Source organism: Streptomyces sp. cg40 (assembly GCF_050320165.1).
Classification (GTDB): Bacteria; Actinomycetota; Actinomycetes; order Streptomycetales; family Streptomycetaceae; genus Streptomyces; species Streptomyces hokutonensis.
In genome coordinates this window covers 1,022,505-1,047,850 of sequence record NZ_CP190128.1, presented here as the reverse complement: position 1 = coordinate 1,047,850, position 25,346 = coordinate 1,022,505, and the positions used below count along the sequence as shown (strand labels likewise).

Genomic DNA, 25,346 nt, shown 5'->3' with positions numbered 1-25,346 from the left:
GGCGAGCCCCCACCCGTACGAGGAGAGCGCCGTGCCCGATCCACAGCCCACCCATGCCGGACCCTTCGCGCTCGGCACGTTCGCCGATCGAGGGGATGCGTTCCCCGGCCTCGTCACCGGTTCACGGGTGCGCGACCTCTCCGACCTCGTGGCGTCCGTGCGGGCGCTGGTCGAGGACTGGGGGACCTGGCTTCCCCGGCTGGCTGACCTCGCCCGGTCGTCCGACGGCACCTGGCACGAACTGGCCGCACTGCGCGTCCTGACCCCGGTCGAGCCCGGCCAGATCCTCCAGAGCGGCGCCAACTACCGCAAGCACGTGGTCGATCTGGTCGCCGCCGAGAAGGAGAGCGTGCACGGCGCCACCCCCGAAGAGGCCCGCGCCGACGCCGAGTCGATGATGGACGAGCGCGCCCGCAACGGCGTTCCGTACGTCTTCCTCGGCTCCCCGCGCGCGCTCAGCGGCCCCTACGACGACATCGTGCTCCCCGCGCTCGGCGAACAGCACGACTGGGAACTCGAACTCGCCCTGGTCATCGGGAAGTCGGGCAAGAACATCCCGGCCGAGGAGGCGATGGAGTACGTCGCCGGATACACGATCTCGAACGACCTCACCACCCGCGACCGCCTCTACCGGCCCGACCTCAAGGCCATCGGCACCGACTGGTTCACCGCCAAGAATGCCGACACCTTCCTGCCGACCGGCCCCTTCCTCGTACCGGCGGCCTTCGTCGGAGACCCCGGGGACCTGCGGATCACCCTGCGCCACAACGGAGTTGTCCGCCAGGACGAGTCGACGAAGGACATGATCTTCGACATCCCACGGCTCATCGCCTACATCTCCACGACCACCACCCTGCGCCCCGGCGACCTGCTGCTCACCGGCTCCCCGGCCGGCAACGGCGCGCACTGGGGCGTCTTCCTGAAGCCCGGCGACGTCGTCGAGTCGGAGATCACGGGCCTCGGCCACCAGCGCAACACCGTCAGGAGCGGACAGTGACCTTCCAGCCCATCACCCATCTGCGCCATGTCGACCTGGCCGTACCGGACTTCGCCCGGCAGCGTGCCTTCTACGGCACCACCTGGGGCCTGACCGAGGTCGCCAACGACAGCCGTGTCGCCTTCTTCGCCGCCGAGGGCAGCCCCGAGCAGTACATCGTCCGCATCCGCGAGGACGAGCGGAAGCGGATGGACCTGGTCGCCTTCGGGGCCGTCTCACCGGAGGCTGTCGACGAGCTGCACGGGCGACTGGGCCGGTCCGGTGTCCAACTCCTCGGTGAGCCAAGCGCGTTGGACACCCCGGGCGGTGGCTACGGCTTCCGGTTCTTCGACCCGGACGGGCGGGTCGTCGAGGTCTCCGCGGATGTCGCCACCCGTACCCACCGGAAGATCGAGGAACGCGAGGCGATCCCTGTCCGGCTCTCACACTGCGTGGTCAACTCCCAGGATCCCGAAGGGCTCCGCGACTTCTACGTCCAGCACCTCGGGTTCCGTCTCACCGACACCCTGTACTCGGCGCACATGGGCGACCTCATGTACTTCCTGCGGTGCAGCCCGCTCCACCACTCCTTCGCCATCGCCCGGGGGCCCCATGTCTCCCTGCACCACGCCTCGTTCGAGATGCGCGGGGTCGAGGAGTACATGCGCGGCACCGGCCGGGCGCTGCGCGCCGGGACCCGGCTCACCTGGGGACCCGGCCGGCATCTCGCCGGTGACAACACCTTCTCCTACTTCCACGACCCGCACGGCAACACCGTCGAGTACACGACCGAACTCGCGGTCCTCGAAGAGGACTTGTGGCACCCGGGCCGCCACGACGTAGACGACCCGATCACCCAGGACCAGTGGGGCACCGCCGACCCGATGAGCGAGTCGGTCGCCAAGGAGCAGTTCAACGACCCGGACGTGCTCTTCGAAGCGCCGCCGGTCTGAGCAGAGCACCCAACCCGCATGAGAGAGGCCGCAGTTGTGGCAACGATCCTGAAGCACGCCGTACCCAAGGCGGATGTCGCCGCCGCCCTCGACCAGGTGCGGGAGACCGTGACCGGCGTCATCGCCGACATCCGTGCGCGCGGTGACGAGGCCGTGCGCGCCTACTCCGAGAAGTTCGACAAGTGGAGTCCCGATTCCTTCCGGCTGTCCGACGAGGAGGTCGAGAAGATCGTCGCGTCGGTGCCGCAGCAGGTGATCGACGACATCCGCTTCGTCCAGGAGCAGGTGCGCGCCTTCGCCCGCCACCAACTCGACTCCCTGCGGGAGTTCGAGGTCGAGACGCTCCCGGGCGTGCGCCTTGGGCAGAAGCACATCCCGGTGCAGGCGGCCGGCGCCTACATCCCCGGTGGCCGTTACCCGCTCACCGCCTCCGCCCACATGACCATCGTCACCGCCAAGGTCGCGGGCGTGCCCAGGGTCGTCGCCTGTACGCCGCCCATCCACGGTGAGATCCCGGCCGCTACCGTCGCCGCCATGCATCTCGCGGGCGCGGACGAGATCTGGCTGCTCGGCGGAGTGCAGGCGGTGGCCGCCATGGCCGTCGGGACGGACTCGATGCGGCCGGTGAACCTCATCGCCGGACCCGGCAACGCCTATGTTGCCGAGGCCAAGCGGCAGCTCTTCGGGGAGATCGGCATCGACCTGTTCGCCGGGCCGACCGAGATCCTCGTCCTCGCCGACGAGCAGGCCGACCCGTTCGTGTGCGCCGTCGACCTGCTCTCCCAGGCCGAGCACGGCCCGGACTCCCCGGCCGTCCTCATCACCACCTCCCGCGAGGTCGCCGAGCAGACCATCGCCGAGGTGGAACGCCTCCTGCCCGGCATGCCCACCCGCGACTTCGCCGGGCCCGCCTGGCGCGACCACGGCCAGGTGCACGTCGTCGACACCCTCGACGAGCTGTACGCCCTCGCCGACGAGTTCGCCTTCGAGCACGTGGAGGTGCTGACCGCCGAACCCCGCCTCGCGCTGGAGCGCATGAGCCAGTACGGCGCCCTGTTCCTCGGCGAGGGCACCTGTGTGTCGTTCGGCGACAAGGTCATCGGCACGAACCATGTGCTGCCCACACGTGGTGCCGCGCGCTACACCGGCGGCCTGTGGGTGGGGAAGTACCTCAAGACGGTGACCTATCAGGAGGTCACCGACACCGACTCCCAGGTGTTGCTCGGCCGGCTCTGCGGACGGGCGGCCCGCGTCGAGCTGTTCGAGGGGCACGCGCGCTCCGGTGACGTACGCGCCGCGAAGGCCGCGGGCGACGAGCTGCCCTGGAACACCGCGTGACCCTGGAGGGGCGTACCGCGCTCGTCACCGGTGGCGGCGGACCGCTGGGACGTGCCTTCGCGCTCGCCCTCGCGGACGCCGGTGCCCGGGTGCTCCTGGTCGGGCGCAACGAGGCGGCGCTCGCGGAGGCGGCGGCACATGTGGTCAAGGCCGGCGGACAGGCCCGTACGGCCTCCTGTGACGTCTCCGACCCGTCGGCCGTCAGCGCCCTGGCCGCCCAACTCGCCGACGAGGACGTCTCGTTGCTCGTCAACAACGCAGGAGTCGCGGGCCCTGTCCGGCCCCTCGTCGACATCGATCCGGACGAGTGGGACGACGTGTTCGCCGCCAACGTCCGGGGCGTCTATCTGATGTGCCGGGCCTTCCTGCCGCCGATGCTCGCGGCCGGACGCGGTGACATCGTCAACGTGGCCTCGGTCAGCGGCAAACGCCCGCTGCTCAACCGCACCCCGTACACGGCCTCCAAGATGGCGCTGCTGGGACTGACGCGGACGCTGGCGGGGGAGGTCGGGCCGCGGGGGATCGCGGTCAACTCCCTGTCTCCTGGCCCGGTTCGGGGCCCGCGCATGGACCGCAACTTCCGGCTCACCGCCGAGCTGACCGGCTGCACGGTCGCCGAGGCCGAACGCGACTTCGCCTCCCGGGCCGCCCTCGGCCGGCTCGTCGAGGAGCACGAGGTCGCGCAGGCGTTGGTGGCGATGCTCGCGATGCCCGGTCTGTGCGGGGCGGACATCGACCTGTCGGCGGGGATGATCGCCCCGGCATAGCCGAAGAGCGCGCGGGAAACGGTGAGGTGGACGGCCCATGAGCCGCCCGCCTCACCGTCGTGCGTACGGGCGCCGACCTCCTATGACGACTCTGTGTGACCGCCATGAAATGGTCGGCGTGATCCGAGGCATCGGGCTCCCATATGTGTGTGCCGACCGCCTATTGCCTGGTTCTCATGGCTGCTTCACTCCCTCGTGCGCACCTTCGGTGCCTCCGCCGGGCCCGTCCGCACCCCGCGTTCGACGGTCGGCCGGTCACACTGCGCAACGGCGCATCGATCCCTGGGAAGGCAAGCAATGACGCTGATCACCCGACGCTCGGTCCTGATCGCCGGTACCGCCACGGCCGGCGCCGTACTGGTGCCGGCGGTCTCCGCCACCGCCGCACCGACGGCCAAGAAGGCATCGGGCACGCGGATCTCGGTCGGATCCGGCGAGACGTACACGGTCTCCGCGACCACCCGCGTGAGCGAGCTGACCATCGCGTCCGGCGGGAAGATCGTCGCCCCGGACGGCTCCAGCCTCTCCCTGACCGTCGACGGCGTGGAGACCGGCCAGCTGCTCACCGCGACCGGCGCCACGGCCACCCTGATCCAGGCCGGCACCTACCGGGGCGATGTCGTCCTGACCGTCGCCGCCGCCAACGAGGTGACGTACCAGACGCTCACCTTCCCCTTCCGGCAGGCGGTGTACGTCGACGGCGACGGCGTGGTCAAGGACAAGTCCGTCCTCGCCGCCGTCCTCGGCGGCAAGCTCACCGACGCCTACGCCAGGAACGTGTCGATCACCTCGACCGGCGAGTGCTTCGACGGCGTGTACGTCAAGGACGCCACCTACACGCTCGACCGGCCCAGCATCTCCCTTACCGGCAACGGCCGTTCGGACTTCGCGGGCTACGGTGCCGCAGTGGTCGGAGACGGCTCCGCCACCACGTTGGTCCTGGACGGCGCTCGCATCGACAACAAGGGGGTCGTCCGCACCGCCGTCATCGCCAACGACGGCGCCAATGTCATCGTCAAGGACTCCGTCCTCCGCACTCGCAACGGCGTACTCCCCGCCGACTACCAAGCCACCGTGGAAACGCCGTACATGGAGTCCGTGCCCTGGATGCTCGGCCTCGACGGCAACGTCCGCGCCACCAACCTCATCGGCGCGAACAGCAAGGCCACCTACCTCAACTCCACCATCTTCTCGGAGACGTGGGGCGCCCTGTCGGTCGAGGGCGGCAGCGGACTCAAACTGACCGCGATCAACAGCCACTTCGGCAACACGGGGGAGTACGGCTACGGCACCTATGCCATCGGCGACGCGACCGTACGGGTGCTCGGGTCGCGGCTCGACGTCGGCAGCTACGCGACCATCATCGCGGGCCCGGCAGCGATCGTGCACTACGGCGACAGCACCAAGGCGGCCGTCTCCGCGCTCAACACGGAGTTGGAACTCGGGCTGTCCAAGGGTGAGTTGGCGTCGATCCCGGTGCGCAACACCGTCGTGAACTCCGGGCACTTCGGCTACATGTTCTTCGGGACCGGCCAACTCGCCCTCGACGGCGGCACGGTGATCAACTCCGAGCGGGCGACCTTCCTCAACAAGGGCCAGCAGACCACGATCAGCGTCGACGGCTCCCAGGGCGCCCGGCTCAACCCGCGCGACGGGATCATCCTCCAGATGATCGAGCTGGACGACCCGGGCCCGGTCCCGGTCAACGGCAAGATGATGAACATCGGCGTCTACACCGAGCCGACGGGCGACCCGGCGAAGGACGCGACCTTCGACCCGACCGCCGTGCACACCACCGACGGAGCCGCCACCTTCAACTCCATAGCGTTGAAGGGCGACTTCTACAACGGCATGCGCAAGGGCAAGAACATGGTCCTCACCTTCGAGGACACGAGCGTCGAGGGCGTGATCTCCGCGACGGCGGCCAAGCACCGGGTGTCCAGCATCGACGCGTCGACCTTCTACGAGCTGGGCATCGTCACCAACACCGCGCAGGCCGCCGTGAACAACGGCGCGATCGTGCAGCTGAACAGCGGCTCGACGTGGACGGTCACCGGCACCTCGTACCTGACCCGGCTCGCCCTCGCCGCCGACGCGACCGTCAGGGCGCCCCGGGGAAAGAAGGTCACGCTGACGGTCGACGGGACGGCCACGGCCATCACGGCCGGCCAGACCTACACCGGCGCGCTCGCGCTGACCGTCGGGTAAGCCGCGTCGGAGGCGCGGTACTCACCCGAGCCGCGCCTCCGCCTCCTTGGCGATCTGCTCGAACTGCGCCGCCATGGCCTCCTGGAGAGCCTGGGCGCCCGACAGCGGACGGACCATGACCGTCAACTCGTCGATCAGACCTGCCTCGTTGACGTGGATGAAGTCGCAGCCGGTCAGCTCACGGTCGCCGACCCGCGTACGGAACACCAGCGCGTGGTCGGCGCCGTCCGGGTCGCCGATCTCCCGCTCGTACCGGAAGTCCTCGAAGACCCGCGCCACCCCGTGCAGGATCGCCGCGGTGATCGCCTTCCCGGGATACGGCTTGAACACGACCGGGCTGGTGAAGACCACGTCCTCCGCCAGCAGCGCCTCGACGGCGTCCATGTCCTGCGCCTCGACCGCCTCACGGAACGCACGCATCGGCTCACCTCATAGTCAATTTGTTGAGTAGGTGTGGATGAGACTAATCAACCGCTGTTAGCGTGTCCACATGTCCCTCAAGTACGCGGTCCTCGCGGCCCTCCTGGAAGGCGAGGCCTCGGGCTACGAACTGGCCAAGACCTTCGACGTGTCGCTGGCGAACTTCTGGCCCGCGACCCCGCAGCAGCTCTACCGCGAACTGGAGCGCCTCGCCCAGGACGGACTGATCGAGGCACGGGTCGTACAGCAGGAACGCAGGCCCAACAAAAGGATGTTCACGCTCACCGAGGCCGGCCGGCGCGACCTCGACACCTTCGCCGCCGAGCCGCCCAGGCGCCCCACCGCCATCCGCGACGAGTTCCTCATCAAGATCCAGGCCATGGACGGCACCGACCCGGCCGTGATCCGCGAGCTGGTCGAGGAGCGCAGGTCGTGGGCCCGCGGCAAGCTCGACCGCTACGAGCGGGTACGTGACCGGCTCCTCGACGGGCGGACCGAGGAGGAGTACCTCCGGGACGCCGAGCGCGTCGGCCCGTACCTCACCCTGATGGCCGGGATCACCTTCGAGGAGGAGAACCTGCGCTGGTGCGAACGCGTTCTCGCGATCCTGAAGCAGCGGGTTGCCCTAGGCTGACCCGGATGTTCAGCCCCGAAGGTCCCAGTCTGCGCGAACTCGCCGTCCAGGCGCTGTCGTCCGTCGAGCACGGCTACGACCTCCTCGCGCCCAAGTTCGACCACACCCCCTTCCGGACACCGGCCCCGGTGCTCGACGCGGTCGCCTCGACGCTGCGGCGCATCGGGCCCTTCGACGACGGGCTCGACCTGTGCTGCGGCACCGGCGCGGGCGCCGAAGCGCTGACGACGGTGTGCCGGAAGAGCGTCACCGGCGTCGACTTCAGCGCGGGCATGCTCGCGGTCGCGCGTGAGCGTGTGAAGAGCGACGATCCCGCCGTCTCGTGGGTGCGCGGTGACGCGCGGGCCCTGCCGTTCGGGGCCGACTTCGATCTGGTGGTCAGCTTCGGCGCGTTCGGCCACTTCCTGCCCCGCGAACTGCCGGGCCTGTTCGGCCAGGTTCACTCCGTGCTGCGGCCCGGCGGCTGCTTCGCGTTCCCCCTCCTCGCGCCGCCGCGCCCCACCTCGCCCGCGTACTGGATGCTGGCCGGCTTCGACGCGGTGATGAAGGTCCGCAACGCCGTCTGGCGGCCGCCCTTCGTCATGTACTACCGGGACTTCCAACTCGGTTTCGTGCGGCGGGAGTTGGAGCGGATCGGCTTTGGCGTCGACCTCTACGCCCTGCCTGAGTTCGGGGACCGCGGCGACGGCAGCCCCCGCGTCCGCATGGTCGCGGCGCGACGGCTGCCGTAGCGGCCGGCGTTGGCGTCAACTCGTCGCGGACGCCGCCGACTTGATGACCTTCGTGACCAGGTCGGGATGGGAGATCATCACCACGTGCGAGGCGTCCACCACGACCGTGTGCGACCCGGCCCGCTTGGCCTCGAAGCGTTCCAGGTCGGGCGCGATCGCCCGGTCCTGCGCCGCCACGACCGCCCACGACGGAATGTCGTGCCAGGCCGCCGCCGTGGTGACGTCCGTGAACGCCGCCGCGCTGATGGGGCGTTGAGAGGCCCCCAGCAGTGCGGACGTGGACGCCGGGAGGTCCGCGGTGAACACCGCGTGGAACTTCGCCGTCTGGATGGCCAGATCGGTACCGCCCGAGCCGTCGGGCAGCGGCTGCAACGCGTCGTTCAGCTGCGACCCGGGGAACCGCGCGGCGAGTTCGCCGAGTTGCTCGCCCTTGTCGGGCACGAAGGCCGCGACGTACACGAGCGCCTTCACACTCGCGTCGCCCGCGGTCGCCTGGGTGATCACCGCGCCGCCGTAGGAGTGCCCTACGACGACCTTCGAGCCGTCGATTGTCTTGAGGAGCGCGGAGAGGTAGGCGGCGTCCGAGGTGAGTCCGCGCAGCGGATTGGCGGGAGCCACGACGGCGTAGCCGGCCTTCTGGAGGCGGGAGGTCACGGCCGACCAGCTGGACGCGTCGGCGAACGCGCCGTGCACCAGGACCACGGTCGGCTTCGGTGCGGGGTGCTTGCCTCCCGTGGCGGGTGCCGCAGAGGCGGGGAGAGCGCCGGCCGCGAGGGCGCCGGCCGCGGCAGCCGCCCCGAGAAGTAAGGGCCTGCGGGAAATCGACATGGGTCAGCTCCGGGTGAAGTCGAGGAAGGCGGTACGGAGTTCAGGCGTAGCGGCGAACGAACGACAGGGCGGTGTCCGCCACTTCCCGCCAGCCGCTGTCGATGGTCAGCGCGTGGCCCCGGCCCTTGATCTCGATGATCTCGGTGACGCCCTTGTTGTGCTGCTGCTTCTTGTACGAGGCGTTGGCGATCGACCAGGGCACGGTGTGGTCCTTCTCGCCCGAGATGATCAGGAGCGGGCCGCGCTCGGGGTTCTCCGTGTCGACCTTGGCCTCGGTCCACGGGTTGAGATTGGCGGTCGCCGCCTGGAACAGCGGGGTGCCGGGCGCGGGCACCGCGAACGTCTCGTACAGCTCCCGTGCCTCCTCCTCGCTGACGGCGTTGGCGAATCCGTAGCGGAACTGGTCGTAGGTCAGAGGGACCGCGCGATTGCGGTTGGCGGGGTTGCTGAGGACCGGTGCGGAGGAGCGCAGCGCGGACACCGGCAGCGGCAGCACGCCCCGGAAGGGCGCCGGGTCGATGGCCACGGACACGGCGGACAGCCCACGCCCGGCGAGGATCTGCGTGAGCAGTCCGCCGAAGGAGTGGCCGACGATCGCCGGTTTCCGCGTCAGCGTGCCGATCAACTGCGCCAGATGGTCGGCGACTTGGCCGACCGTCTTGCCCGCCATGACCTCGGGGTGCTCGTTGGCCTCGGCGACCGTCTCCGGGTCGTCGGGCCAGGACAGGGAGACCGGCGCGTACCCGGCCTGCTCGAAGTGGGCTGCCCAGCGGTCCCAACTGCTGGGCAGCAGCCACAGACCGTGGACGAAGACGACCGGCGTACGTTCGACGGCGTTCGCCTTTTCGATCTGTTGTACGTCGATGTGGGTCATGTTCGGAAGTATGCGTCCACGGGTGTGCCGGAGTCCGGCATATGACAGCACCGGGTGGAGGGCGACGCCATTGTCGCGTTGCGGGTGATCTCCTACGCTGAGCGGCGTGTGGTCAAGCACGCTGTCCGGGAACGGAGTTGTGCATGCTCAGCAAGGGTGAAGCCGCCGAAGCGGTCCGGCAGGCCAAGGTCAAGACCGGTGTCACATGGGCCCAGTTGGCGGAGGCCGTGGGCCGACCGCTCGCCTGGACCACCGCGGCCCTGCTGGGCCAGCACCCCATGAACAAGGACGAGGCGGCGACCGCCGCCGCCCTCCTCGAACTCGGCGAGGACGCCGCCCTCGCCTTCCAACTCCAGCCGACCCGTGGTGCGTTGGACGCGGCCGTCCCCGTGGACCCCACCATCTACCGGCTCCACGAGGTCATCCAGGTCTACGGCCCGACCATCAAGGAACTGATCCACGAGCAGTGCGGCGACGGCATCATGAGCGCCATCAACTTCCGCCTCGACGTCAGCCGCGTGCCCGACCCGGCGGGTGACCGGGTCGTCATCACCCTCGACGGGAAGTACCTCCAGTACCAGTGGGAGTGACCACGAGGTGCTCCTCCGCCCAGACGGCCAGCGCGGCGAGCGGGATCAGGAAGGCGTTCCCATGCGGGGTGAGGGCGTAGGAGGAACGCAGCGGCGGACCGTGGTCCACGGTGCGGGTGAGGAGGCCGGCGACGGCCAGTTCGTGAAGGCGGTCGGCGAGCATACGGTCGCTGATGCCGGGCACCCGCTCGCGCACCTCGCCGAAGCCTGCGGGGCCCTTGGCCAGCGCGGCGAGGACCAGGCCGCTCCAGCGTTTGCCGAGCAGGGCGAAGGCGTTGGTCAACGCGTCGACGGGCGGCGGGAGTTGGGGGCGCTGAGGCGCCGCTGAGGTGGGCTGGTTCGGCATGCTGGGCTCCGGCGGCGCGAAGACCGCGTCCGCGGTCCTCGCGCCGGTTCGATGTCGTGGTGCCTGACTGGGTGGGTTCAGCCCATGTGGACCGGAGCGGCGCCTTCGGTGTGTTGCTGCCGGCCGGCGTTCACGGCGAACACGGTCACGGCGGCGCCGGCGACGAACACCACCCCGGCGGCGACGAAGGCCATTGTGTAGCCGTGTGTCAGCGCGTCCCCCGCCTTCGATACGAGCCCCAAGTCCTTTGTGGCCAGGCCCCGGTAGAGCGCGGAGGCCGCGTGGGGCAGCCTGTCGTCGGCCGCCGAGTTCGAGATCGTCGACAGGACGGCGAGGCCCAGGGCGCCGCCGATCTGCTGGGCCGTGTTGAGCAGGGCCGAGGCGATGCCGGTGTCCTGGTGGGCGACACCGCTCACCGCGCCGAGCGTCATCGGGACGAAGCTCATGCCCAGACCGAGAGCGGTGACGAACATGGCGGGCATCAGGTGTCCGGCGTAGGACGAGTCCGGCTTCAGGGTGGCGAACCAGAACATGCCGACCGCCGCGACCAGTAGGCCAGGTGCGGCGATGAGCCGGGGCGCGATGTGGGCGACGAGCTTGGAGCTGATGCCCGCCGCCGCGGCCATGCCGAAACTGAACGGCAGATACGCGAAGCCGGTCTTGATGGGGCTGTAGCCGAGGATCAGCTGCATATAGAGGGTCAGGAAGTAGAAGAACGCGAACATGCCCGAGCCGATGAACAGCATGGTGACGTAACTGCCCCACCGATTGCGGTCGTTGAACAGGCGCAGCGGCATCATCGGGTCGGGCGTACGGGCCTGGAGGAACAGGAACGCCGCCAACAGGACGGCGGCGACCGCGAAGCAGCCCAGCGTGAGGCCGTCGGTCCAGCCGTGCTCGCCGCCGCGCGTGATGCCGTAGACCAGGGAGATCAGACCGCCGGTCCCGGTGACGGCGCCCGGGACGTCGAGGCGGCCGGGGTGGCGCTCCGCCTCGACGAGGCTGCGGGTGCCGGGTAGGACGGCGAGGCCGATGGGGATGTTGACGAAGAACACCCAGCGCCAGTCCAGCACATCGGTGAGCAGCCCGCCGAGCAGCAGACCGACCGTGGCACCGAGGCCGCCCATCGCGGCGTACACGCCCATCGCCCGGTTGCGCGGCTTGCCCGCCGGGAACGTCGTGGTGATCAGCGCCAGCGCGCTCGGTGCGGCGAGGGCCGCGCCGACGCCCTGGAGGATCCGCGCGCCGATCAACAGGCCCTCGTTCGGGGCGAGTCCACCGAGCAGGGACGCGAGGGTGAAGACGGCGATGCCCACCTGGAAGATCCGGCGGCGGCCGAACAGGTCCCCGGCCTTTCCGCCGAGGAGCAGCAGACCGCCGAAGGCCAGCGCGTACGAGTTGACGATCCACGCCAGATTCGCGTCGGAGACGCCGAGGTCGGTCTGGATGGCGGGCAGGGCGATATTCGTGATGGTGGCATCGAGGATGACCATCAACTGGGCCGCCGCGATGACGAAAAGGGCGAGACCGAGATGCCGGTCCCTGGGGGCGGGACCGGAATGCTCCGGTGCCGTGGAAGTGGCGGTGGCCACGCTGTCGGCAGACATGGTTCAAGAACTCCAGGGAGTGCCGCGAACAGGGAAAGGTGAGTGAACGGAATCCGGTGAGAAGCGGAACACTCGCTGTGCAATCCGAGGTCGGGGCGCCGACACGGCGCATCGCTCGACCTCGGGGCGAGTGCTCACCGTAGCAGCGATTCACCGTCGTTCGTGACCCGACAACTCCCTTTGCGGTGTTGCCAATATCGCCCTTGACGAGCTCTGTGATGGTGTGGGCAAGGAGAATTCGAGACGGCCTGAGAATTGCCCACACTTTCCGAGAAAAGGCAAACCGCTCAGGCGGACCGGAGGGTATTGAGCCGGGCGGCCTGGCGGGTCAGATGGTCGCGTTCGGCGAGATTGGGGGCCTTGTGTGCCGCCTCCGCGTAGAGCCGTGCCGCCGTCGCCAGGTCGCCGTCGCGCTCGTGGAGGTAGGCCGCCACCGCGGTGTGTCGGGGGAGCGAGTCGTCCAGGGCCGCGAGCGCGGCCAGACCGGCGCGCGGGCCGTCTGCCTCGCCGACCGCCACCGCGCGGTTGAGGCGGACCACCGGACTGTCGGTCAGGCCGACGAGTTCGTCGTACCACTCGACGATCTGCACCCAGTCCGTCTCCTCGGCCCCGGGCGCGTCCGCGTGCAGCGCCGCGATCGCGGCCTGCGCCTGGAACTCGCCCAACCGGTCGCGGGCGAGGGCGAGTTGGAGGATCGTGACGCCCTCGGCGATCAACGTGGTGTCCCACCGGCCGCGGTCCTGCTCGGCGAGCGGAACCAGGCTGCCGTCGGGCGCGGTCCGGGCGGCGCGCCGGGCGTGGTGGAGCAGCATGAGGGCGAGCAGGCCCGACACCTCGGGGTGGTCGATCACGCCCGCGACCTGCCGGGTGAGCCGGATCGCCTCGGCGGCGAGGTCGACGTCGCCGGAGTAGCCCTCGTTGAACACCAGGTAGAGGACGCGCAGCACGGTGGCCACATCGCCGGGCTGGTCGAACCGCACTCCGGACACGGTGCGTTTGGCCCGGCTGATGCGCTGCGCCATGGTCGCCTCGGGCACCAGATAGGCCTGCGCGATCTGCCGGGTGGTGAGCCCGCCGACCGCGCGCAGCGTGAGCGCGACCGCCGACGACGGCGTCAACGACGGGTGGGCGCACAGGAAGTAGAGCTGGAGCGTGTCGTCGGTGGCCGGTGCGGGGCCGGGCGCCGGCTCCTCGTCCACCAGGTCCTCGCGCCTGCGGCGGGCGGTGTCCGCGCGCGTCGCGTCGAGGAACCGCCGCCAGGCCACCGTGACCAGCCACCCTTTCGGATCGCGCGGTGGATCGTCCGGCCAGACCCGGACCGCCTCGACGAGCGCGTCCTGTACGGCGTCCTCGGCCGCCGCGAAGTCTGCTCCGCGGCGGACGAGGACGCCGAGCACGCTCGGCGTGAGGCTCCTCAGCAGGACCTCGTTCACTTGAAGGTGCAGTCCGTGGTGGTCGAGTGCGTGCCGAGGAACGGGCGCAGCTCCAGCCATTCGTGGATCGGCCTGCCACCGGCCCCGGGGGCCGCCGACAGCTCACCGGCCAGCTCCAGGGCACGGTCGTAGCTGTCGACGTCGATGATCATCCAGCCTGCGATGACGTCCTTGGTCTCGGCGAACGGTCCGTCGGTGACCGGCGGGCGCCCTTCGCCGTCGTAGCGGACGAACGTCCCCTCGGGGGAGAGCGCCTGGCTGTCGACGTACTCGCCGGACTTCTCCAGGCGGGCCGCGAAGTCGTTCATGTACTGCACATGGGCCGTGATCTCCTCGGGCGTCCACTGGTCCATGGGGACGTCGTTCACGGCGGCGGGGGCGCCGCGGTAGTGCTTCAGCAGCAGGTACTTGGCCATGGTCGTTCTCCTCGGTGCCGGCACGACCCATTGTGGTCGCCTTCACCTCGGGGACGGAGCCGGGCGCGGGTTCTCGACATCGGCGGGCGGATTTTCTCGCGCGAGTTCCGCGGGCCGTGCGGGGGAGGGTGGAAAGGGAGGCGTGCTCACTCCTCTTTCCCTTCTTAACGTATAGCGCACCGGGGGGCTTGCGGCAAGGCCCCCGGTGTACCGCAGAATGTCCGGCCTAAGGGCATGACCTGCGGAAATGGGAGTCGCGGAATGCGTGTGCTGTTGACGACGTGGGGGTCGCGCGGGGATGTCGAACCCGTCGCGGGACTCGCCGCCCGACTGCGGGAACTCGGCGCGGAGGTGAGTGTCGCCGCGCCGCCGGACGAGGAGTTCGTGGAGCTGACGGACCGGGCCGGCGTACCGCTGCTGCCGCTGGGCCCGTCGGTGCGCTCGGTGGTGACCGGGGCCAGGCCGCCGTCCGCGGCGACCGCGTTCCAGCTCGCGCCCGAGCTGGTCGCCGCCCGCTACGAGACGCTGCTGCCTGCGGCCGAGGGCTGCGACGTGCTGCTGGCGAGCGGTCTGATGCCGACCGGCGCCCGCTCGGTGGCCGAGAAACTCGGCATCCGCTATGTGTTCGCCTGCTTCCACACGGCCGGACTGCCGTCGTCGAAGTACCGGCCTCTGGCGCGGCCCGGCCGGCCCTCCTCGCCGGAGGAGACCGACATCAAGGTGCTGTGGGAGGAGGACGCCCAGCGGGTGAACGCCCTCTACCGCGACGCCGAGAACCGCCACCGGGCGGCGATCGGCCTGCCGCCGGTCGACAACGTCCGCGACCACGCGTTCACCGAGCGGCCGTGGCTCGCCTCGGACCCGGATCTGTTCCCGTGGCAGGACCAGACCGACCTCGACCTCGTGGTGACCGGACCGTGGATCCTGCCCGACGAGCGCCCGCTCCCGGCGGATCTGGAGGCGTTCCTGAAGTCGGGCGAGCCGCCGGTGTACGTGGGCTTCGGCAGCATGGCGCTCCGCGACTCGCCCGACATGGCCCGGGACGCCGTCGCGGCCGCACGGGCACACGGTCGCCGGGTCGTGCTCGGCCGGGGCTGGGCCCGGCTGGCCGCGACCGACGACCGGGACGACTGCTTCGTCGTGGGCGAGGTCAACCACCAGGCGCTCTTCGGGCGGGTGGCGGCCGTCGTTCACCACGGCGGGGCGGGCACCACGACGTCGGCCACCATGGTCGGCGTGCCGCAGGTGGTCGTGCCGCAGATCGTGGACCAGCCATACTGGGCGGCACGGGTGGCAGAGCTGGGCATCGGAGTCGCGCACGACGGTCCGACGCCGACCTACGACTCCCTGTCGGCCGCCCTCACCATCGCCCTGGCCCCCGAGGTCCGGGACCGGGCACGGACCGTGGCCGGAACGCTCCGCACCGACGGGACGACACTGGCCGCGAAGCTGCTCCTCGACCCGGCCGGCGGGGGAAGGCCGCCCACCAGCGCGTGAACCGGCCGAGCCCCGCACACGAGAACCCGTACGCACCGGTCCCCACGACCTGCCGCCCGCACGGCAGTGAGCGACCGCAGATCGGAATTGATGCCGTGAACCCCCTGACCACCAGCGCCTTCGACCTTCCCGACCGGCTCTCGGCCAAGGCCGACCCGGCGCTGATCGCCGCCGACGAGCAGCACTTCGCGGCCATCGCGCAGTCCCTGAGCGAGTCGATCGCGGAACTGACCGAGCGCCTCGACGCCGAGCGCAGGGCGCCCGGCGGCATCGGCCGGGCGGCGATGGACCGGGACACGGAGATCCACCGGCTCACCACACGGTTGCGGACCCTACGTCGCTTCGGCCTGGACCTGTGTCTGGGCCACATGGTCGACGCCACCACATCCGAGCCCGTCTACATCGGGCGACTCGGCCTCACGGACAGCACGGGCCGACGGCTGCTGCTCGACTGGCGGTCCCCGGCGGCCGAGCCGTTCTTCGGCGCCACCCACGCCAACCCGATGGGGCTGGCGAGCCGCCGCAGGTACCGCTGGACCCGCGGCCGGATCAGCGACTACTGGGACGAGGTGTTCACCGCCGAGGGCTTCGCCGGGCATGCCGCGCTCGACGACCAGTCCGCGTTCATCGCCAGCCTCGGCGGCAACCGCTCGGGCCGGATGCGCGATGTGCTCGGCACCATCCAGGCCGACCAGGACGCCATCATCCGCGCGGGATCACGCGGCGCGCTCGTCGTCGACGGTGGGCCCGGCACCGGCAAGACCGTCGTCGCCCTGCACCGCTCCGCCTACCTCCTGTACTCCGACCCGCGCCTCGGCCACCGCAGGGGCGGGGTGCTGTTCGTGGGTCCGCACCGGCCCTACCTGGACTACGTCGCCGACGTGCTGCCGAGCCTCGGCGAGGAGGGTGTTCAGACCTGCATCCTGCGGGACCTCGTCGACGAAGGGGCCGCGGCGGGCATCGAGGCCGACCCGGAGGTGGCCCGGCTGAAATCGTCCGTGGAACTGGTGCGGGCGATCGAACCCGCCGTCCGGTTCTACGAGGAGCCGCCCACCAAGGGCATGAACGTCACCACCCACTGGTCCGACATCTGGCTCAGCGCCGAGGACTGGGCCGTCGCCTTCGAGGCGGCCGAACCCGGTACCCCGCACAACGAGGGGCGTGAGCAGGTCTGGCAGGAACTGCTCACGATCCTGGTCGAGAAGCACGAGGACACCACCAACGCCCAGGACGGCGCGGTCACGCCCGCACTGCTCCGCAAGTCCCTGCGCCAGAACCGCGAACTGCTCACCGCCTTCAACCACGCCTGGCCGCTGCTCGAAGCGGCCGACCTGGTAGGGGACTTGTGGACGGTACCGGCCTATCTGCGCAAGTGCGCCCCCTCGCTGAGCCGTGAGGACGTCCAGCGATTGCAGCGCGCCGACGCCCAGGCCTGGACGGTGTCCGACCTGCCGCTGCTCGACGCGGCGCGACAGCGCCTCGGCGACCCGGAGTCGGCGCGCCGCAAACGCCGGCAGGAAGCGGCCGTAGCGGCCGAGCACGCCCGTCGTACCGACGTCATCGACAGCCTCCTGCAGAACGTCGAGATCGACGAGAGCGAGGGCGCGATGGGCATGCTGCACGGACAGGACCTGCGGGACGCCCTCATCGACGAGGCGGCCCAGCCCGGCATCGAACCCGACCTGCTCGCCGGGCCGTTCGCGCACATCGTCGTGGACGAGGCCCAGGAACTCACCGACGCGGAATGGCAGATGCTGCTCCTGCGCTGCCCCTCCCGCAGCTTCACCATCGTCGGGGACCGCGCCCAGGCCCGGCACGGCTTCACCGAGTCGTGGCAGGAACGGCTGAAGCGGATCGGCCTCGACCGGATCGACCTGGCCTCCCTGACCATCAACTACCGCACCCCGGAGGAGATCATGACGGAGGCCGAGCCGGTCATCCGTGCCGTACTCCCGGACGCCAACGTGCCGACCTCCATCCGCAGCAGCGGTGTCCCCGTCGTCCACGGACCCGTCGCCGACCGGGAGTCGATCCTCGACACCTGGCTCGCCGAGCACACCGAGGGGATCGCGTGTGTCATCGGCGACCCGGGCTTCCGGGCGACGCCCCGGGTCCGGTCGCTGACTCCCGAGCTGTCCAAGGGACTTGAGTTCGACCTGGTCGTGCTCGTCGACCCGGAGACGTTCGGCGAGGGCATCGAGGGAGCTGTCGACCACTATGTGGCGATGACCCGGGCGACTCAGCGGCTCGTCGTGCTGAGGAGCGCGTAACGCCGTTCGGCGCGCGGCGAGTTCGGGATCGGGCCCGCCGCGCGCCAAGGCGTTCAGCCCGCCGACGGAACCGTGAACTCGTAGATCAGGGCGTCCTGTTGGGCCTCCACCACCAGGTCGGTGATCTCCAGCGGGCGCGCGTACTGGTCGTGCACGCGCCGGGTCACCCGTACCGAGGGCGCGTTCGCGACCTGGGTGATGGCGTCCCGGTGGTGCAGGGTCAGTCCGGCCCGGCGCATCCAGTCGTAGGCGCGCCGGAGTTGGGCGGAGGCGGAGCCGTCGGCGCGGTCGCGGTAGCGGGCCAGTTCCTCCACCTCGGCCAACGCCACCGCCGAGAAGGACGTGACGGCCGTACGCAGTCCGCTGCCGTCGGCCGCCGCGGACGCGTAGCGGTGCACCAGGGTCGGGCGGTGCGGGGCGAGCCCCAGGGCCTCGGCGTGCTCGGGCGGAGGTGTCTCCCAGGTCACGGAGGTCCGGTCGAAGCCGGTCGGGTCGGTGCTCCGGGCGCCGACCGGGAAGGTGAGGGAGGACGGGGTCTCGACCGGCAGGCCGGGCAGCGTGGCGTGGCTGCCGCGCCGGTCGGTCGCGACCAGACCGTCCCGGCGCAGCAGCTCCAGCGCCTGTCGTACGGTCTCCCGGCTGACCTGGAAGTGTTCGGCCAACTGCCGCTCGCTGGGCAGGCGTTCACCCGGCGGGATGATGCCGTCGTGGAGTTCGCCGAGCAACTGGGTGGCGACCTTCCCGTAGAGGGGCTGGTCGTCGGCGGTCGGGTGGTGGGGGGTGGTGCGGGCCATGCCGCGCCTCCTGAGGGTGACAAGACTGAGGGCAGAACCGGTGACGAAACGTAGCCGTGCGGGCTCGTTGCGCGACCAGATCTAGCATTGGTCTAAACCACCAGGGAAGGGCGGTAAGGCAGTTAGGCCGAAACCGACCCGCCGCGATCACTCCTCACAGCGCGCCGTACAGGGCGTCGATCAGGGCCAACTTCCTTGGGTCGTCGGCGATATGGGGCCCCATCCGGTTCATCACGTAGCCCAGTGACACGCCCGCGTCCGGGTCGGCCAGACCGCAGGAACCGCCGAAGCCGTCGTGTCCGAAAGCCCTCGGGTCGGGACCGTACGAGCCGTTCGGGCCACTGAGCCACAGGCCGAGTCCGATCTCCGTCTCGTGCGCGAAGCCCGCGCCCAGCACCAGGTCGCGGCAGCTGCCCTGGCCCTCGCGCACCCGCTCGGCAGCCTCGGGGGACAGGACGCGGTGGCCGCCATAGGAACCGCGCCCGGCGAAGACGCCGTAGAGCGCGGCGATCGCACGCGCGGTGCCGTGGCCGTTCGCCGCGGGGATCTCCGCGGCGCGCCACTCCGGGGTGTTGGCCTCGGCCGCGCCCGCGATCGGGTTGGTCAGCGCGGCGATGGCGGCGGGTGCCAACTGGCTGAAGATCGCGGCCTGTTCGCTGCTCGACGCGACGGGCGGATGCACCAGCTCGGCCGCCCGGCCCGCCTCCTTCTCCGGCAGCCCGATGGTGAAGTCGATCCCGAGCGGGCCGGTGACCTCCCGCTCCAGGAAGGCGCCCGGGAGCAACCCCGAGACGCGGCGCACCACTTCGCCGACGAGGAAACCGTAGGTGAGTGCGTGGTACCCGGACCGAGTCCCGGGCTCCCACCAGGGCTCCATGGCCGCGAGCCGCTGGGTCGTCAACTCCCAGTCGTAGAGCTGCGCGAGGGAGTGCGGCTCGCGCAGGCCGGCCAGTCCCGCTCGGTGCGACAGCAGGTGTCGTACGAGAACGTTCTCCTTGCCCGCGGCTGCGAACTCCGGCCAGTACGTGGCCACTCGGGCGTCGAGGTCGAGCAGGCCCCGGTCGGCGAGGATGTGGGCGCACAGGGCCACCGGGCCCTTGGTCGTGGACCACACGTTGACCACCGTGTCCCGCTCCCAGGGGCGGGTCCGTGCCGCGTCGGCCCAGCCGCCCCACAGGTCGACGACGGTCTCGCCGTCCACGGTGACGGTCACGGCGGCGCCCAGTTCGTCGCGGTCCCGGAAGTTCTCCTCGAACGCCGTGCGCACCGCCGTGAAGCGGGGGTCGCAGTGGCCGTCGATGGCTGGCTGGTGCTCGGACATGGTGCCTCCGTGGTCCGCCGTGGCTCCGGGCCGCGACGCTGCGGCCCGGACCCTCTGAACATACCGACTGGTCGGACTGGGTGGAAGGTGTCGTACGTTCAGTTGAGGAACAGCGTGCCCGAAGGCTCCCGGTGGCCCGGTTCCGTGTGCCAGTAGTCTCGGGTCTCCACGGCCAGCCCGGCCTCGTCGAAGCGCGCGAAGACGCAGCCGGCGAGCGTGGACGGTACGCCGTCCTCCTCGGCCAGGACCCTGAACTCGGCCACGGCGACACGGTGTTGGCCGACGACCGGCGCCGAGAACCGCACGTCGCCCACCCGCTCCGCCGCGAACGACCAGCGCAGATACGCGGCCAACTCGGCCCGCCCCCGGTGCGGTTCGCGGAACGGCATCGAGCGGTGGACGCAGTCCTCGGCGTACAGCTCCAGCAGCGCGTCCACGTCGTGCTCCGCCCAGGCGCGGGCCCAGACCCGCACGAACCGCGCGGCGGCCTCACCTGTGTTCATCGCGCGCCCCTCAGACGTACGACCGCAGCCAGTCCAGCTTGGCCGCCTCCTGGTAAGGGCCGCCGCCCTCATGGTCGTTGAAGTCGTAGACCTCGATCTTCTTGTCCTCGTGCGCCCAGGCGTTGAACGCGGCGAACACGGTCGAGGGCGGGCAGGTCTCGTCCTCCAGACCGGTCGAGAAGAGGGCGGGGGCGCGGCCACGGGACGCGAAGTGGACGCCGTCGAAGTACGACAGCGTGCGCAGCACGTCCTCGGCGCGGCCACGATGGGTCTTCAGGTAGTTGCCGATCTCCCGGTACGGGTCGCGGTTCGTGAGGGTCACCGCGCGCGGGTAGTCGCACAGGAACGGCACGTCCGGCGCGATCCCGGCCAGGTCGCCGACCAGCCCGCCCACGGCGACCGTGATGCCGCCGCCCTGGCTGGCGCCGAGCGCCACCGTGCGCGCGGGGTCGACCGACGGGTGCGAGCGGGCCGCCTCGACGGCGCGCACCCCGTCCGTGAACACCCGGCGGTAGTAGTAGTTCTCGGGGGCGTCGATGCCCCGGGTCATGAAACCGGGGTAGGCGGGCGCGCCGCCCACCGGGTCCGGGGTGCCACCGCCGCCGCCCCACGCGCTGCCCTGGCCGCGCGTGTCCATGATGAAGTGGGCGCGGCCGGTCGACGCCCACAGCAGGTTCTCGTGCGGGAGACCCCGCCCGCCGCCGTAGCCGACGAACTCCACGACCAGCGGCAGAGGTTGGGCCGCGCCGGCGGGCAGCCGCAGCCAGCCCTTCACCGGGTGACCGCCGAATCCCGCGAACGTCACGTCGTACACCCGCACCGTGGACAGCCCCGTGTCGACCTCCTCGAAGCGGGCGTCGAGATCGTGCTCGCGGGTCTCCTGGAGGGTCTTGGACCAGAAGGCGTCGAAGTCCTCGGGCTCGGCGGACGTGCTGCGGTACTCACGGAGTTCGCCGAGCGGAAGGTCGAACAGGGCCATCGATGACCACCTTTGCGAAGGGTGAGCGCGGAAGATCACACCGTACGTGTGACATCGGAGGACTCGCCAGACCCGTACCGCGCCCCGCGCCTACCATGGCGGCATGTCGTCAGCCGTGGATCTGCTGGTCAAGGACGCCGAACTGCTCGTCGTGGACGACGGGCGCGAGATCCCGGGCGGCTGGGTTGCCGTCAAGGGTGGTCGGGTCACCGCCGTCGGCGCGGGCGGAGCCGAGCCCGAAGCCGCTACGACCGTCTCGGCGGCCGGGCGGCTCGTCACCCCGGGCCTCATCAACACCCATCACCACATCTACCAGAACCTCACCCGCTCCTACGCGCCCGCCGTCAACGGCACCCTCTTCGACTGGCTGACCACGCTCTACCCGCTGTGGGCGAGCCTCGACGAGGAGGCCGCATACGTATCGGCGTACGTCGGTATGGCGGAACTCCTCATGGGCGGCTGCACCACATCCTCCGACCACCTCTATGTGCATCCACGCCCCTACCTGGTCGACGCCGAGATTCGCGCCGCCCGCGACATCGGCTTCCGCTTCCACGCGACCCGCGGTTCGATGACCCGCTCCGTCGAGGACGGGGGACTGCCGCCGAGAAGCGTCACCCAGAGCACGGACGAGGTGCTCGCCGACAGCGAGCGGCTGATCAAGGCCCATCACGACCCGGAACCCGGCGCGCTGATCCGGGTCGCGCTCGCACCCTGCTCGCCGTTCTCGGTCACCAAGGACGTGATGACGGCGACCGCGGAACTCGCCGAGCGGTACGACGTACGGCTGCACACCCACCTCGCCGAGGACCGGGACGAGGACACCTACTGCCTGGAGACCTACGGCTGCCGGCCCGTCGAGTACTTCGAGGACACCGGGTGGATGAGCGACCGCACCTGGGTCGCGCACTGCATCTACCCGAACGACGACGAACTGCGCCGCCTCGCCGCCGCCGGTGTCGGTGTGGCGCACTGCCCCAGCTCCAACATGCTGATCGGCGGCGGCACGGCCCGGGTGAAGGAGATGCGCGAACTCGGTCTGCCGGTCGGCATCGGCTGCGACGGCTCCGCCTCCACCGACCACGCCTCGCTCTGGATGGAGACCCGGGGCGCGCTGCTGCTCGGCCGCTACCGGGGCGGCCCCGGCGCGATGACCGCGCGCGACGCCCTCGACATCGCGACCCGCGGCTCGGCGCGCTGCCTGGGCCGCGCCGACGAACTGGGGCACCTGCGACCGGGCGCGTGTGCCGACCTGGTCGTCTGGGACCTGCACGAAGTCGCCCTGGCCGGTGCGCTGAGCGACCCCGTCGAGGCATGGCTGCGCTGCGGTCCGGCGCGGGCGTGGACCACGGTCGTCGGCGGGCGGGTCCTCGTCGACCGGGGTGAGCCGGTGCTGCCCGCGCTGGGGGATGTGCTGCGGGACCATGGGCGGATCGCACGGCGGATGCAGCAAGGGGTGTAGCGGCGGTCCATGTGCGGCGGCCACACGGCCCCCGTCGCATGGCCTCCGTTTCGTGCCCCTCGCGTCACGCCCGCCGTCGGGTCCACTGCGGTTCGGTGAGTGCCCAGTCCCGTTCCCACTCGGCCAACCGGTGGCGCAGCGCGACCCGTCGGCTCACCGTGGAGGTGAGCAGCACCAGGGCGACCACACCACCTGCTGCCCACATGCCGACCGTCAACGTGTGCTGCCAGACGGCCACTTCACCCGCGGGCTGTGCGACGTTGCGGCCCTGGGCGTCGAACCACACGTCCACCACGTCACCGCGCCCCGTCCCTGCCGGGACCGCGGCCGTGGCCGTACGCGGTCCCTTGCCCGGTTCCGTCCAGCGCACCTCCACCAGGAAGCTGCGCGGGCGGCTGCCCTCCACCGACGGCAGTTCGGCGGGCGGCTTGCCGATCACCTCCGCGCGGACCCGGTGGCGGTCGGCGCGCTGGGCGGCGGCGAGGGTCCGGGCCTGGTCGTGGGCCCACAGCCCCGCGGCGGCCCCGGCCAGTGGCGCGCAGACGAACAGCAGGACGGCGACGGCGACCGCCGTCCACGCCTCCACGACGTCCGACCGGCGCCGCAGCGGATTGTGCCGCCTGCGCCGACTCCGTACCCGGTTCCGCACGTCGACCTCCTCGCCGTCACCGGAGTCGAGGAACCGGAAGGCCGTAAGCCCGCTGTGGGGCCGGCCCGCCGCCTCGACACCGCGCACGCATGCGAGCGTCCACACAGCAGTCGTACCCCCTCCGGGGCACTTCCCTCAACCGGAGCAGGAGAGATCGGTGGGCGCGGTCCTCAGCCGAGGCGTTCGATCGCGAGCCTCAGCCGAAGCGCTCGATGCGGATACGGTCCACCGGCTGGCCCGCCTCGACCAGCAGCCGTGACGCATGCTCGGCGAAGCCGTTGGAGCCGCACACGTAGGCCTCCCACCCACCGGGAGGCTGCTCGGCCAGGAGCGGTGCCACATGTGCCGCGGCCATACGTCCCACCGGCACACCCTGTGGCGCGCTGCGCGTGAACACGGTCGTCGTCTCGGCGCCGTACTCCCGCGCGTAGATCAACTCCTCGGGACTCCGCGCCGACACCACCAGCCGCAGCGGCACTGACAGCCGCCGCGCCCGGTGCTGGCGGAGCATCGACATCAGCGGTACGACCCCGGAACCGGCGCCCAGGAGCAGCGCGGGCCGGTCTCCGGGCCAGGCGAAGAAGCCGCTCAGCGGGCCGCGCACCTCGACCTGGTCACCGGGCTGGGCCACCGTGTGGAACCAGCCGGAGACCTCGCCGCCCTCGACATGGTCCAGGGTCAGTTCCACATGCCCGGTGTCGTCCGGGTGCGAGGCGATCGAGTAGTGGCGCTGCGCCACATAGCCGTCCTCGGCGCGCAGCCGCAGCATCAGGTGCTGGCCCGCCAGATGGCCGCTCCAGCCGGGCACCGCGAACCGGAACGTGGAGGCGTGCGGGGTCTCCCGGCGGATCTCGGTGAGCGTAGCGGTCTGCCACACGGCGGCGGCCCGGTTGCTCACCGCGATGCGTCCGGGCACCGCGAACCTGGTGGTGGGCGCGAAGGTGTCAGTCACCGGAGTACCGCTGTTCCTCCCAGGGGTTGCCCCGGGCGTGATAGCCGTTCTGCTCCCAGAAACCCGGCTCGTCGTGGTCGAGGAGACGCAGGCCCGCGATCCACTTGGCGCTCTTCCAGAAGTACAGGTGCGGCACCAGCAGCCGGGCGGGGCCGCCGTGCTCGGCGGGCAGAGGCTTCCCGTCGTACTCCCACGCGATCCATGCCCGTCCCCCGGTGACGTCGGAGAGCGGGAGGTTCGTGGTGTACCCGGTGTGCGAATAGGCGACCACATGTGTGGCGGACACATGGGGCCGCACCACATTGAGGAACGCGTCCAGCGAGACGCCCCCGAACCGCACCCCGAACTTCGACCAGCTCGTCACACAGTGGATGTCACCCTCGTAGGCCGACGCGGGCAGTTCATGGGCCTGCGTCCAGTTCCAGGTGCGCGGCGCCTCGACCAGTCCGTCCACGCGGAAGGTCCAGTCGGCGGGAGCCAGGTCGGGGGTGACCTCGGCGGACAGGACGGGCCAGTCGTCGCCCGCGTCGTACTGACCGGGCGGCAGGCCGGCGTCGGGAACGCGGGGGCGTCCGGTGAAGCCTCGGGTGACGTGCATACGGGTGGAGCCTCCAGGTCGCTGCGGCGCGGATCCGCCGGGCGAGCGTGATCAGTCGTTTCTCCTTCCAACCGTACGCGTCCACCGGGTATGCCCAGGTCCGAGGGGTACCGCCGATCATTGCGGCCGTATGAACTCTCCGGGTTCCGGGGAATAGCCGCCCGGTGGCCGACCTTGGTCTTGAGTGCCGGCGAAGTGGT

The 25,346-nt window shown here is 70.8% G+C and carries 25 protein-coding genes; 11 read left to right on the top strand and 14 right to left on the bottom strand.

Annotated features, from left to right (window positions below; translation table 11 throughout):
* The first annotated feature begins 31 nt into the window (after positions 1-31).
* The 5 genes from ACQHII_RS04600 to ACQHII_RS04580 all read left to right on the top strand — a co-directional run bounded on the left by ACQHII_RS04600 (position 32) and on the right by ACQHII_RS04580 (position 6,242).
* The gene (locus ACQHII_RS04600) at positions 32-997 is read left to right on the top strand and encodes a fumarylacetoacetate hydrolase family protein (RefSeq protein WP_427917987.1); all 966 of its coding nucleotides are present in this window, start codon (positions 32-34) and stop codon (positions 995-997) included.
* Entirely contained in the window at positions 994-1,929 is a 936-nt protein-coding gene (locus tag ACQHII_RS04595; protein ID WP_427917986.1) for a VOC family protein, read from the top strand. The genes ACQHII_RS04600 and ACQHII_RS04595 overlap by 4 nt, the downstream gene beginning before the upstream one ends.
* Before the next feature lie 36 nt (positions 1,930-1,965).
* The gene (hisD, locus tag ACQHII_RS04590; RefSeq protein WP_427917985.1) at positions 1,966-3,267 is read left to right on the top strand and encodes a histidinol dehydrogenase; all 1,302 of its coding nucleotides are present in this window, start codon (positions 1,966-1,968) and stop codon (positions 3,265-3,267) included.
* Positions 3,264-4,034, top strand: coding sequence for an SDR family NAD(P)-dependent oxidoreductase (locus tag ACQHII_RS04585; RefSeq protein WP_427917984.1), 771 nt, complete (start codon positions 3,264-3,266; stop codon positions 4,032-4,034). The genes hisD and ACQHII_RS04585 overlap by 4 nt, the downstream gene beginning before the upstream one ends.
* A 297-nt stretch (positions 4,035-4,331) precedes the next feature.
* Complete coding sequence (locus tag ACQHII_RS04580; RefSeq protein WP_427917983.1) at positions 4,332-6,242, top strand: hypothetical protein; 1,911 nt, start codon at positions 4,332-4,334, stop codon at positions 6,240-6,242.
* Positions 6,243-6,263: 21 nt separating this feature from the next.
* Here the strand turns inward: ACQHII_RS04580 and ACQHII_RS04575 are convergent, their stop codons facing one another.
* Positions 6,264-6,662: a nuclear transport factor 2 family protein gene (locus tag ACQHII_RS04575; RefSeq protein WP_427917982.1), complete on the bottom strand. Its 399-nt coding sequence runs from the start codon at positions 6,660-6,662 to the stop codon at positions 6,264-6,266.
* A gap of 70 nt (positions 6,663-6,732) precedes the next feature.
* On the opposite strand from ACQHII_RS04575, the gene ACQHII_RS04570 reads away from it, so the two are divergent.
* Positions 6,733-7,296, top strand: coding sequence for a PadR family transcriptional regulator (locus ACQHII_RS04570; RefSeq protein WP_427917981.1), 564 nt, complete (start codon positions 6,733-6,735; stop codon positions 7,294-7,296).
* A gap of 5 nt (positions 7,297-7,301) precedes the next feature.
* The gene (locus ACQHII_RS04565) at positions 7,302-8,027 is read left to right on the top strand and encodes a class I SAM-dependent methyltransferase (protein WP_427917980.1); all 726 of its coding nucleotides are present in this window, start codon (positions 7,302-7,304) and stop codon (positions 8,025-8,027) included.
* A gap of 15 nt (positions 8,028-8,042) precedes the next feature.
* On the opposite strand, the gene ACQHII_RS04560 is transcribed toward ACQHII_RS04565, so the two are convergent.
* The gene (locus ACQHII_RS04560; protein ID WP_427917979.1) at positions 8,043-8,855 is read right to left on the bottom strand and encodes an alpha/beta fold hydrolase; all 813 of its coding nucleotides are present in this window, start codon (positions 8,853-8,855) and stop codon (positions 8,043-8,045) included.
* 40 nt (positions 8,856-8,895) lie between these two features.
* The gene (locus ACQHII_RS04555; protein ID WP_427917978.1) at positions 8,896-9,729 is read right to left on the bottom strand and encodes an alpha/beta hydrolase; all 834 of its coding nucleotides are present in this window, start codon (positions 9,727-9,729) and stop codon (positions 8,896-8,898) included.
* 143 nt (positions 9,730-9,872) lie between these two features.
* Between ACQHII_RS04555 and cynS the strand changes: the two genes are divergently transcribed.
* On the top strand, positions 9,873-10,319 hold the full coding sequence (gene cynS / locus ACQHII_RS04550; protein WP_427917977.1) for a cyanase: 447 nt from the start codon (positions 9,873-9,875) through the stop codon (positions 10,317-10,319).
* On the opposite strand, the gene ACQHII_RS04545 is transcribed toward cynS, so the two are convergent.
* The 4 genes from ACQHII_RS04545 to ACQHII_RS04530 all read right to left on the bottom strand — a co-directional run bounded on the left by ACQHII_RS04545 (position 10,279) and on the right by ACQHII_RS04530 (position 14,121).
* The gene (locus tag ACQHII_RS04545) at positions 10,279-10,665 is read right to left on the bottom strand and encodes a winged helix-turn-helix transcriptional regulator (RefSeq protein WP_427917976.1); all 387 of its coding nucleotides are present in this window, start codon (positions 10,663-10,665) and stop codon (positions 10,279-10,281) included. The two genes, cynS and ACQHII_RS04545, sit on opposite strands and share 41 nt — an antisense overlap.
* A gap of 77 nt (positions 10,666-10,742) precedes the next feature.
* Positions 10,743-12,272 (bottom strand): MFS transporter, encoded by a 1,530-nt coding sequence (locus tag ACQHII_RS04540; protein ID WP_427917975.1) that lies wholly within the window; start codon positions 12,270-12,272, stop codon positions 10,743-10,745.
* A gap of 287 nt (positions 12,273-12,559) precedes the next feature.
* Positions 12,560-13,705 carry an RNA polymerase sigma factor gene (locus ACQHII_RS04535; RefSeq protein ID WP_427917974.1) on the bottom strand — a complete coding sequence of 382 codons (1,146 nt, stop codon included), beginning with the start codon at positions 13,703-13,705 and terminating at the stop codon, positions 12,560-12,562.
* Positions 13,702-14,121: a YciI family protein gene (locus ACQHII_RS04530; protein WP_427917973.1), complete on the bottom strand. Its 420-nt coding sequence runs from the start codon at positions 14,119-14,121 to the stop codon at positions 13,702-13,704. Before ACQHII_RS04530 ends, ACQHII_RS04535 begins: the two co-directional genes overlap by 4 nt.
* A gap of 261 nt (positions 14,122-14,382) precedes the next feature.
* Between ACQHII_RS04530 and ACQHII_RS04525 the strand changes: the two genes are divergently transcribed.
* On the top strand, positions 14,383-15,618 hold the full coding sequence (locus ACQHII_RS04525; RefSeq protein ID WP_427917972.1) for a glycosyltransferase: 1,236 nt from the start codon (positions 14,383-14,385) through the stop codon (positions 15,616-15,618).
* A gap of 95 nt (positions 15,619-15,713) precedes the next feature.
* Positions 15,714-17,888, top strand: a complete 2,175-nt coding sequence (gene helR, locus ACQHII_RS04520; RefSeq protein WP_427917971.1) for an RNA polymerase recycling motor ATPase HelR — start codon at positions 15,714-15,716, stop codon at positions 17,886-17,888.
* A 53-nt stretch (positions 17,889-17,941) separates the two neighbouring features.
* Here helR and ACQHII_RS04515 read toward each other — a convergent pair whose 3' ends face one another.
* From ACQHII_RS04515 to ACQHII_RS04500, 4 genes are all read right to left on the bottom strand, one after another.
* The gene (locus ACQHII_RS04515) at positions 17,942-18,682 is read right to left on the bottom strand and encodes a GntR family transcriptional regulator (protein ID WP_427917970.1); all 741 of its coding nucleotides are present in this window, start codon (positions 18,680-18,682) and stop codon (positions 17,942-17,944) included.
* A gap of 154 nt (positions 18,683-18,836) precedes the next feature.
* Positions 18,837-20,003, bottom strand: a complete 1,167-nt coding sequence (locus ACQHII_RS04510; protein WP_427917969.1) for a serine hydrolase domain-containing protein — start codon at positions 20,001-20,003, stop codon at positions 18,837-18,839.
* A gap of 98 nt (positions 20,004-20,101) precedes the next feature.
* Positions 20,102-20,506 (bottom strand): nuclear transport factor 2 family protein, encoded by a 405-nt coding sequence (locus ACQHII_RS04505; protein ID WP_427917968.1) that lies wholly within the window; start codon positions 20,504-20,506, stop codon positions 20,102-20,104.
* Positions 20,507-20,516: 10 nt separating this feature from the next.
* Entirely contained in the window at positions 20,517-21,485 is a 969-nt protein-coding gene (locus ACQHII_RS04500; protein WP_427917967.1) for an acetylxylan esterase, read from the bottom strand.
* Positions 21,486-21,588: 103 nt separating this feature from the next.
* On the opposite strand from ACQHII_RS04500, the gene ACQHII_RS04495 reads away from it, so the two are divergent.
* The gene (locus ACQHII_RS04495; protein WP_427917966.1) at positions 21,589-22,947 is read left to right on the top strand and encodes an 8-oxoguanine deaminase; all 1,359 of its coding nucleotides are present in this window, start codon (positions 21,589-21,591) and stop codon (positions 22,945-22,947) included.
* A gap of 64 nt (positions 22,948-23,011) precedes the next feature.
* Here the strand turns inward: ACQHII_RS04495 and ACQHII_RS04490 are convergent, their stop codons facing one another.
* From ACQHII_RS04490 to ACQHII_RS04480, 3 genes are all read right to left on the bottom strand, one after another.
* Complete coding sequence (locus tag ACQHII_RS04490) at positions 23,012-23,596, bottom strand: Rv1733c family protein (protein WP_427925227.1); 585 nt, start codon at positions 23,594-23,596, stop codon at positions 23,012-23,014.
* A 196-nt stretch (positions 23,597-23,792) separates the two neighbouring features.
* Positions 23,793-24,548: a ferredoxin reductase gene (locus tag ACQHII_RS04485; RefSeq protein ID WP_427917965.1), complete on the bottom strand. Its 756-nt coding sequence runs from the start codon at positions 24,546-24,548 to the stop codon at positions 23,793-23,795.
* Positions 24,541-25,146 (bottom strand): sulfite oxidase-like oxidoreductase, encoded by a 606-nt coding sequence (locus ACQHII_RS04480; RefSeq protein ID WP_200708730.1) that lies wholly within the window; start codon positions 25,144-25,146, stop codon positions 24,541-24,543. The genes ACQHII_RS04485 and ACQHII_RS04480 overlap by 8 nt, the downstream gene beginning before the upstream one ends.
* Positions 25,147-25,346 lie beyond the last annotated feature (200 nt).

Excerpts from the sequence above, each read along its gene's own strand:
- ACQHII_RS04530 (WP_427917973.1), bottom strand. The coding sequence starts at position 14,121 with ATGGCCAAGTACCTGCTGCTGAAGCACTACCGCGGCGCCCCCGCCGCC.
- ACQHII_RS04555 (WP_427917978.1), bottom strand. The coding sequence starts at position 9,729 with ATGACCCACATCGACGTACAACAGATCGAAAAGGCGAACGCCGTCGAA.
- ACQHII_RS04545 (WP_427917976.1), bottom strand. The coding sequence starts at position 10,665 with ATGCCGAACCAGCCCACCTCAGCGGCGCCTCAGCGCCCCCAACTCCCG.
- ACQHII_RS04500 (WP_427917967.1), bottom strand. The coding sequence starts at position 21,485 with ATGGCCCTGTTCGACCTTCCGCTCGGCGAACTCCGTGAGTACCGCAGC.
- ACQHII_RS04525 (WP_427917972.1), top strand. The coding sequence starts at position 14,383 with ATGCGTGTGCTGTTGACGACGTGGGGGTCGCGCGGGGATGTCGAACCC.
- ACQHII_RS04575 (WP_427917982.1), bottom strand. The coding sequence starts at position 6,662 with ATGCGTGCGTTCCGTGAGGCGGTCGAGGCGCAGGACATGGACGCCGTC.
- ACQHII_RS04495 (WP_427917966.1), top strand. The coding sequence starts at position 21,589 with ATGTCGTCAGCCGTGGATCTGCTGGTCAAGGACGCCGAACTGCTCGTC.
- ACQHII_RS04480 (WP_200708730.1), bottom strand. The coding sequence starts at position 25,146 with ATGCACGTCACCCGAGGCTTCACCGGACGCCCCCGCGTTCCCGACGCC.
- ACQHII_RS04570 (WP_427917981.1), top strand. The coding sequence starts at position 6,733 with ATGTCCCTCAAGTACGCGGTCCTCGCGGCCCTCCTGGAAGGCGAGGCC.
- ACQHII_RS04505 (WP_427917968.1), bottom strand. The coding sequence starts at position 20,506 with ATGAACACAGGTGAGGCCGCCGCGCGGTTCGTGCGGGTCTGGGCCCGC.
- ACQHII_RS04565 (WP_427917980.1), top strand. The coding sequence starts at position 7,302 with ATGTTCAGCCCCGAAGGTCCCAGTCTGCGCGAACTCGCCGTCCAGGCG.
- ACQHII_RS04580 (WP_427917983.1), top strand. The coding sequence starts at position 4,332 with ATGACGCTGATCACCCGACGCTCGGTCCTGATCGCCGGTACCGCCACG.
- ACQHII_RS04515 (WP_427917970.1), bottom strand. The coding sequence starts at position 18,682 with ATGGCCCGCACCACCCCCCACCACCCGACCGCCGACGACCAGCCCCTC.
- ACQHII_RS04510 (WP_427917969.1), bottom strand. The coding sequence starts at position 20,003 with ATGTCCGAGCACCAGCCAGCCATCGACGGCCACTGCGACCCCCGCTTC.
- ACQHII_RS04560 (WP_427917979.1), bottom strand. The coding sequence starts at position 8,855 with ATGTCGATTTCCCGCAGGCCCTTACTTCTCGGGGCGGCTGCCGCGGCC.
- ACQHII_RS04540 (WP_427917975.1), bottom strand. The coding sequence starts at position 12,272 with ATGTCTGCCGACAGCGTGGCCACCGCCACTTCCACGGCACCGGAGCAT.
- cynS (WP_427917977.1), top strand. The coding sequence starts at position 9,873 with ATGCTCAGCAAGGGTGAAGCCGCCGAAGCGGTCCGGCAGGCCAAGGTC.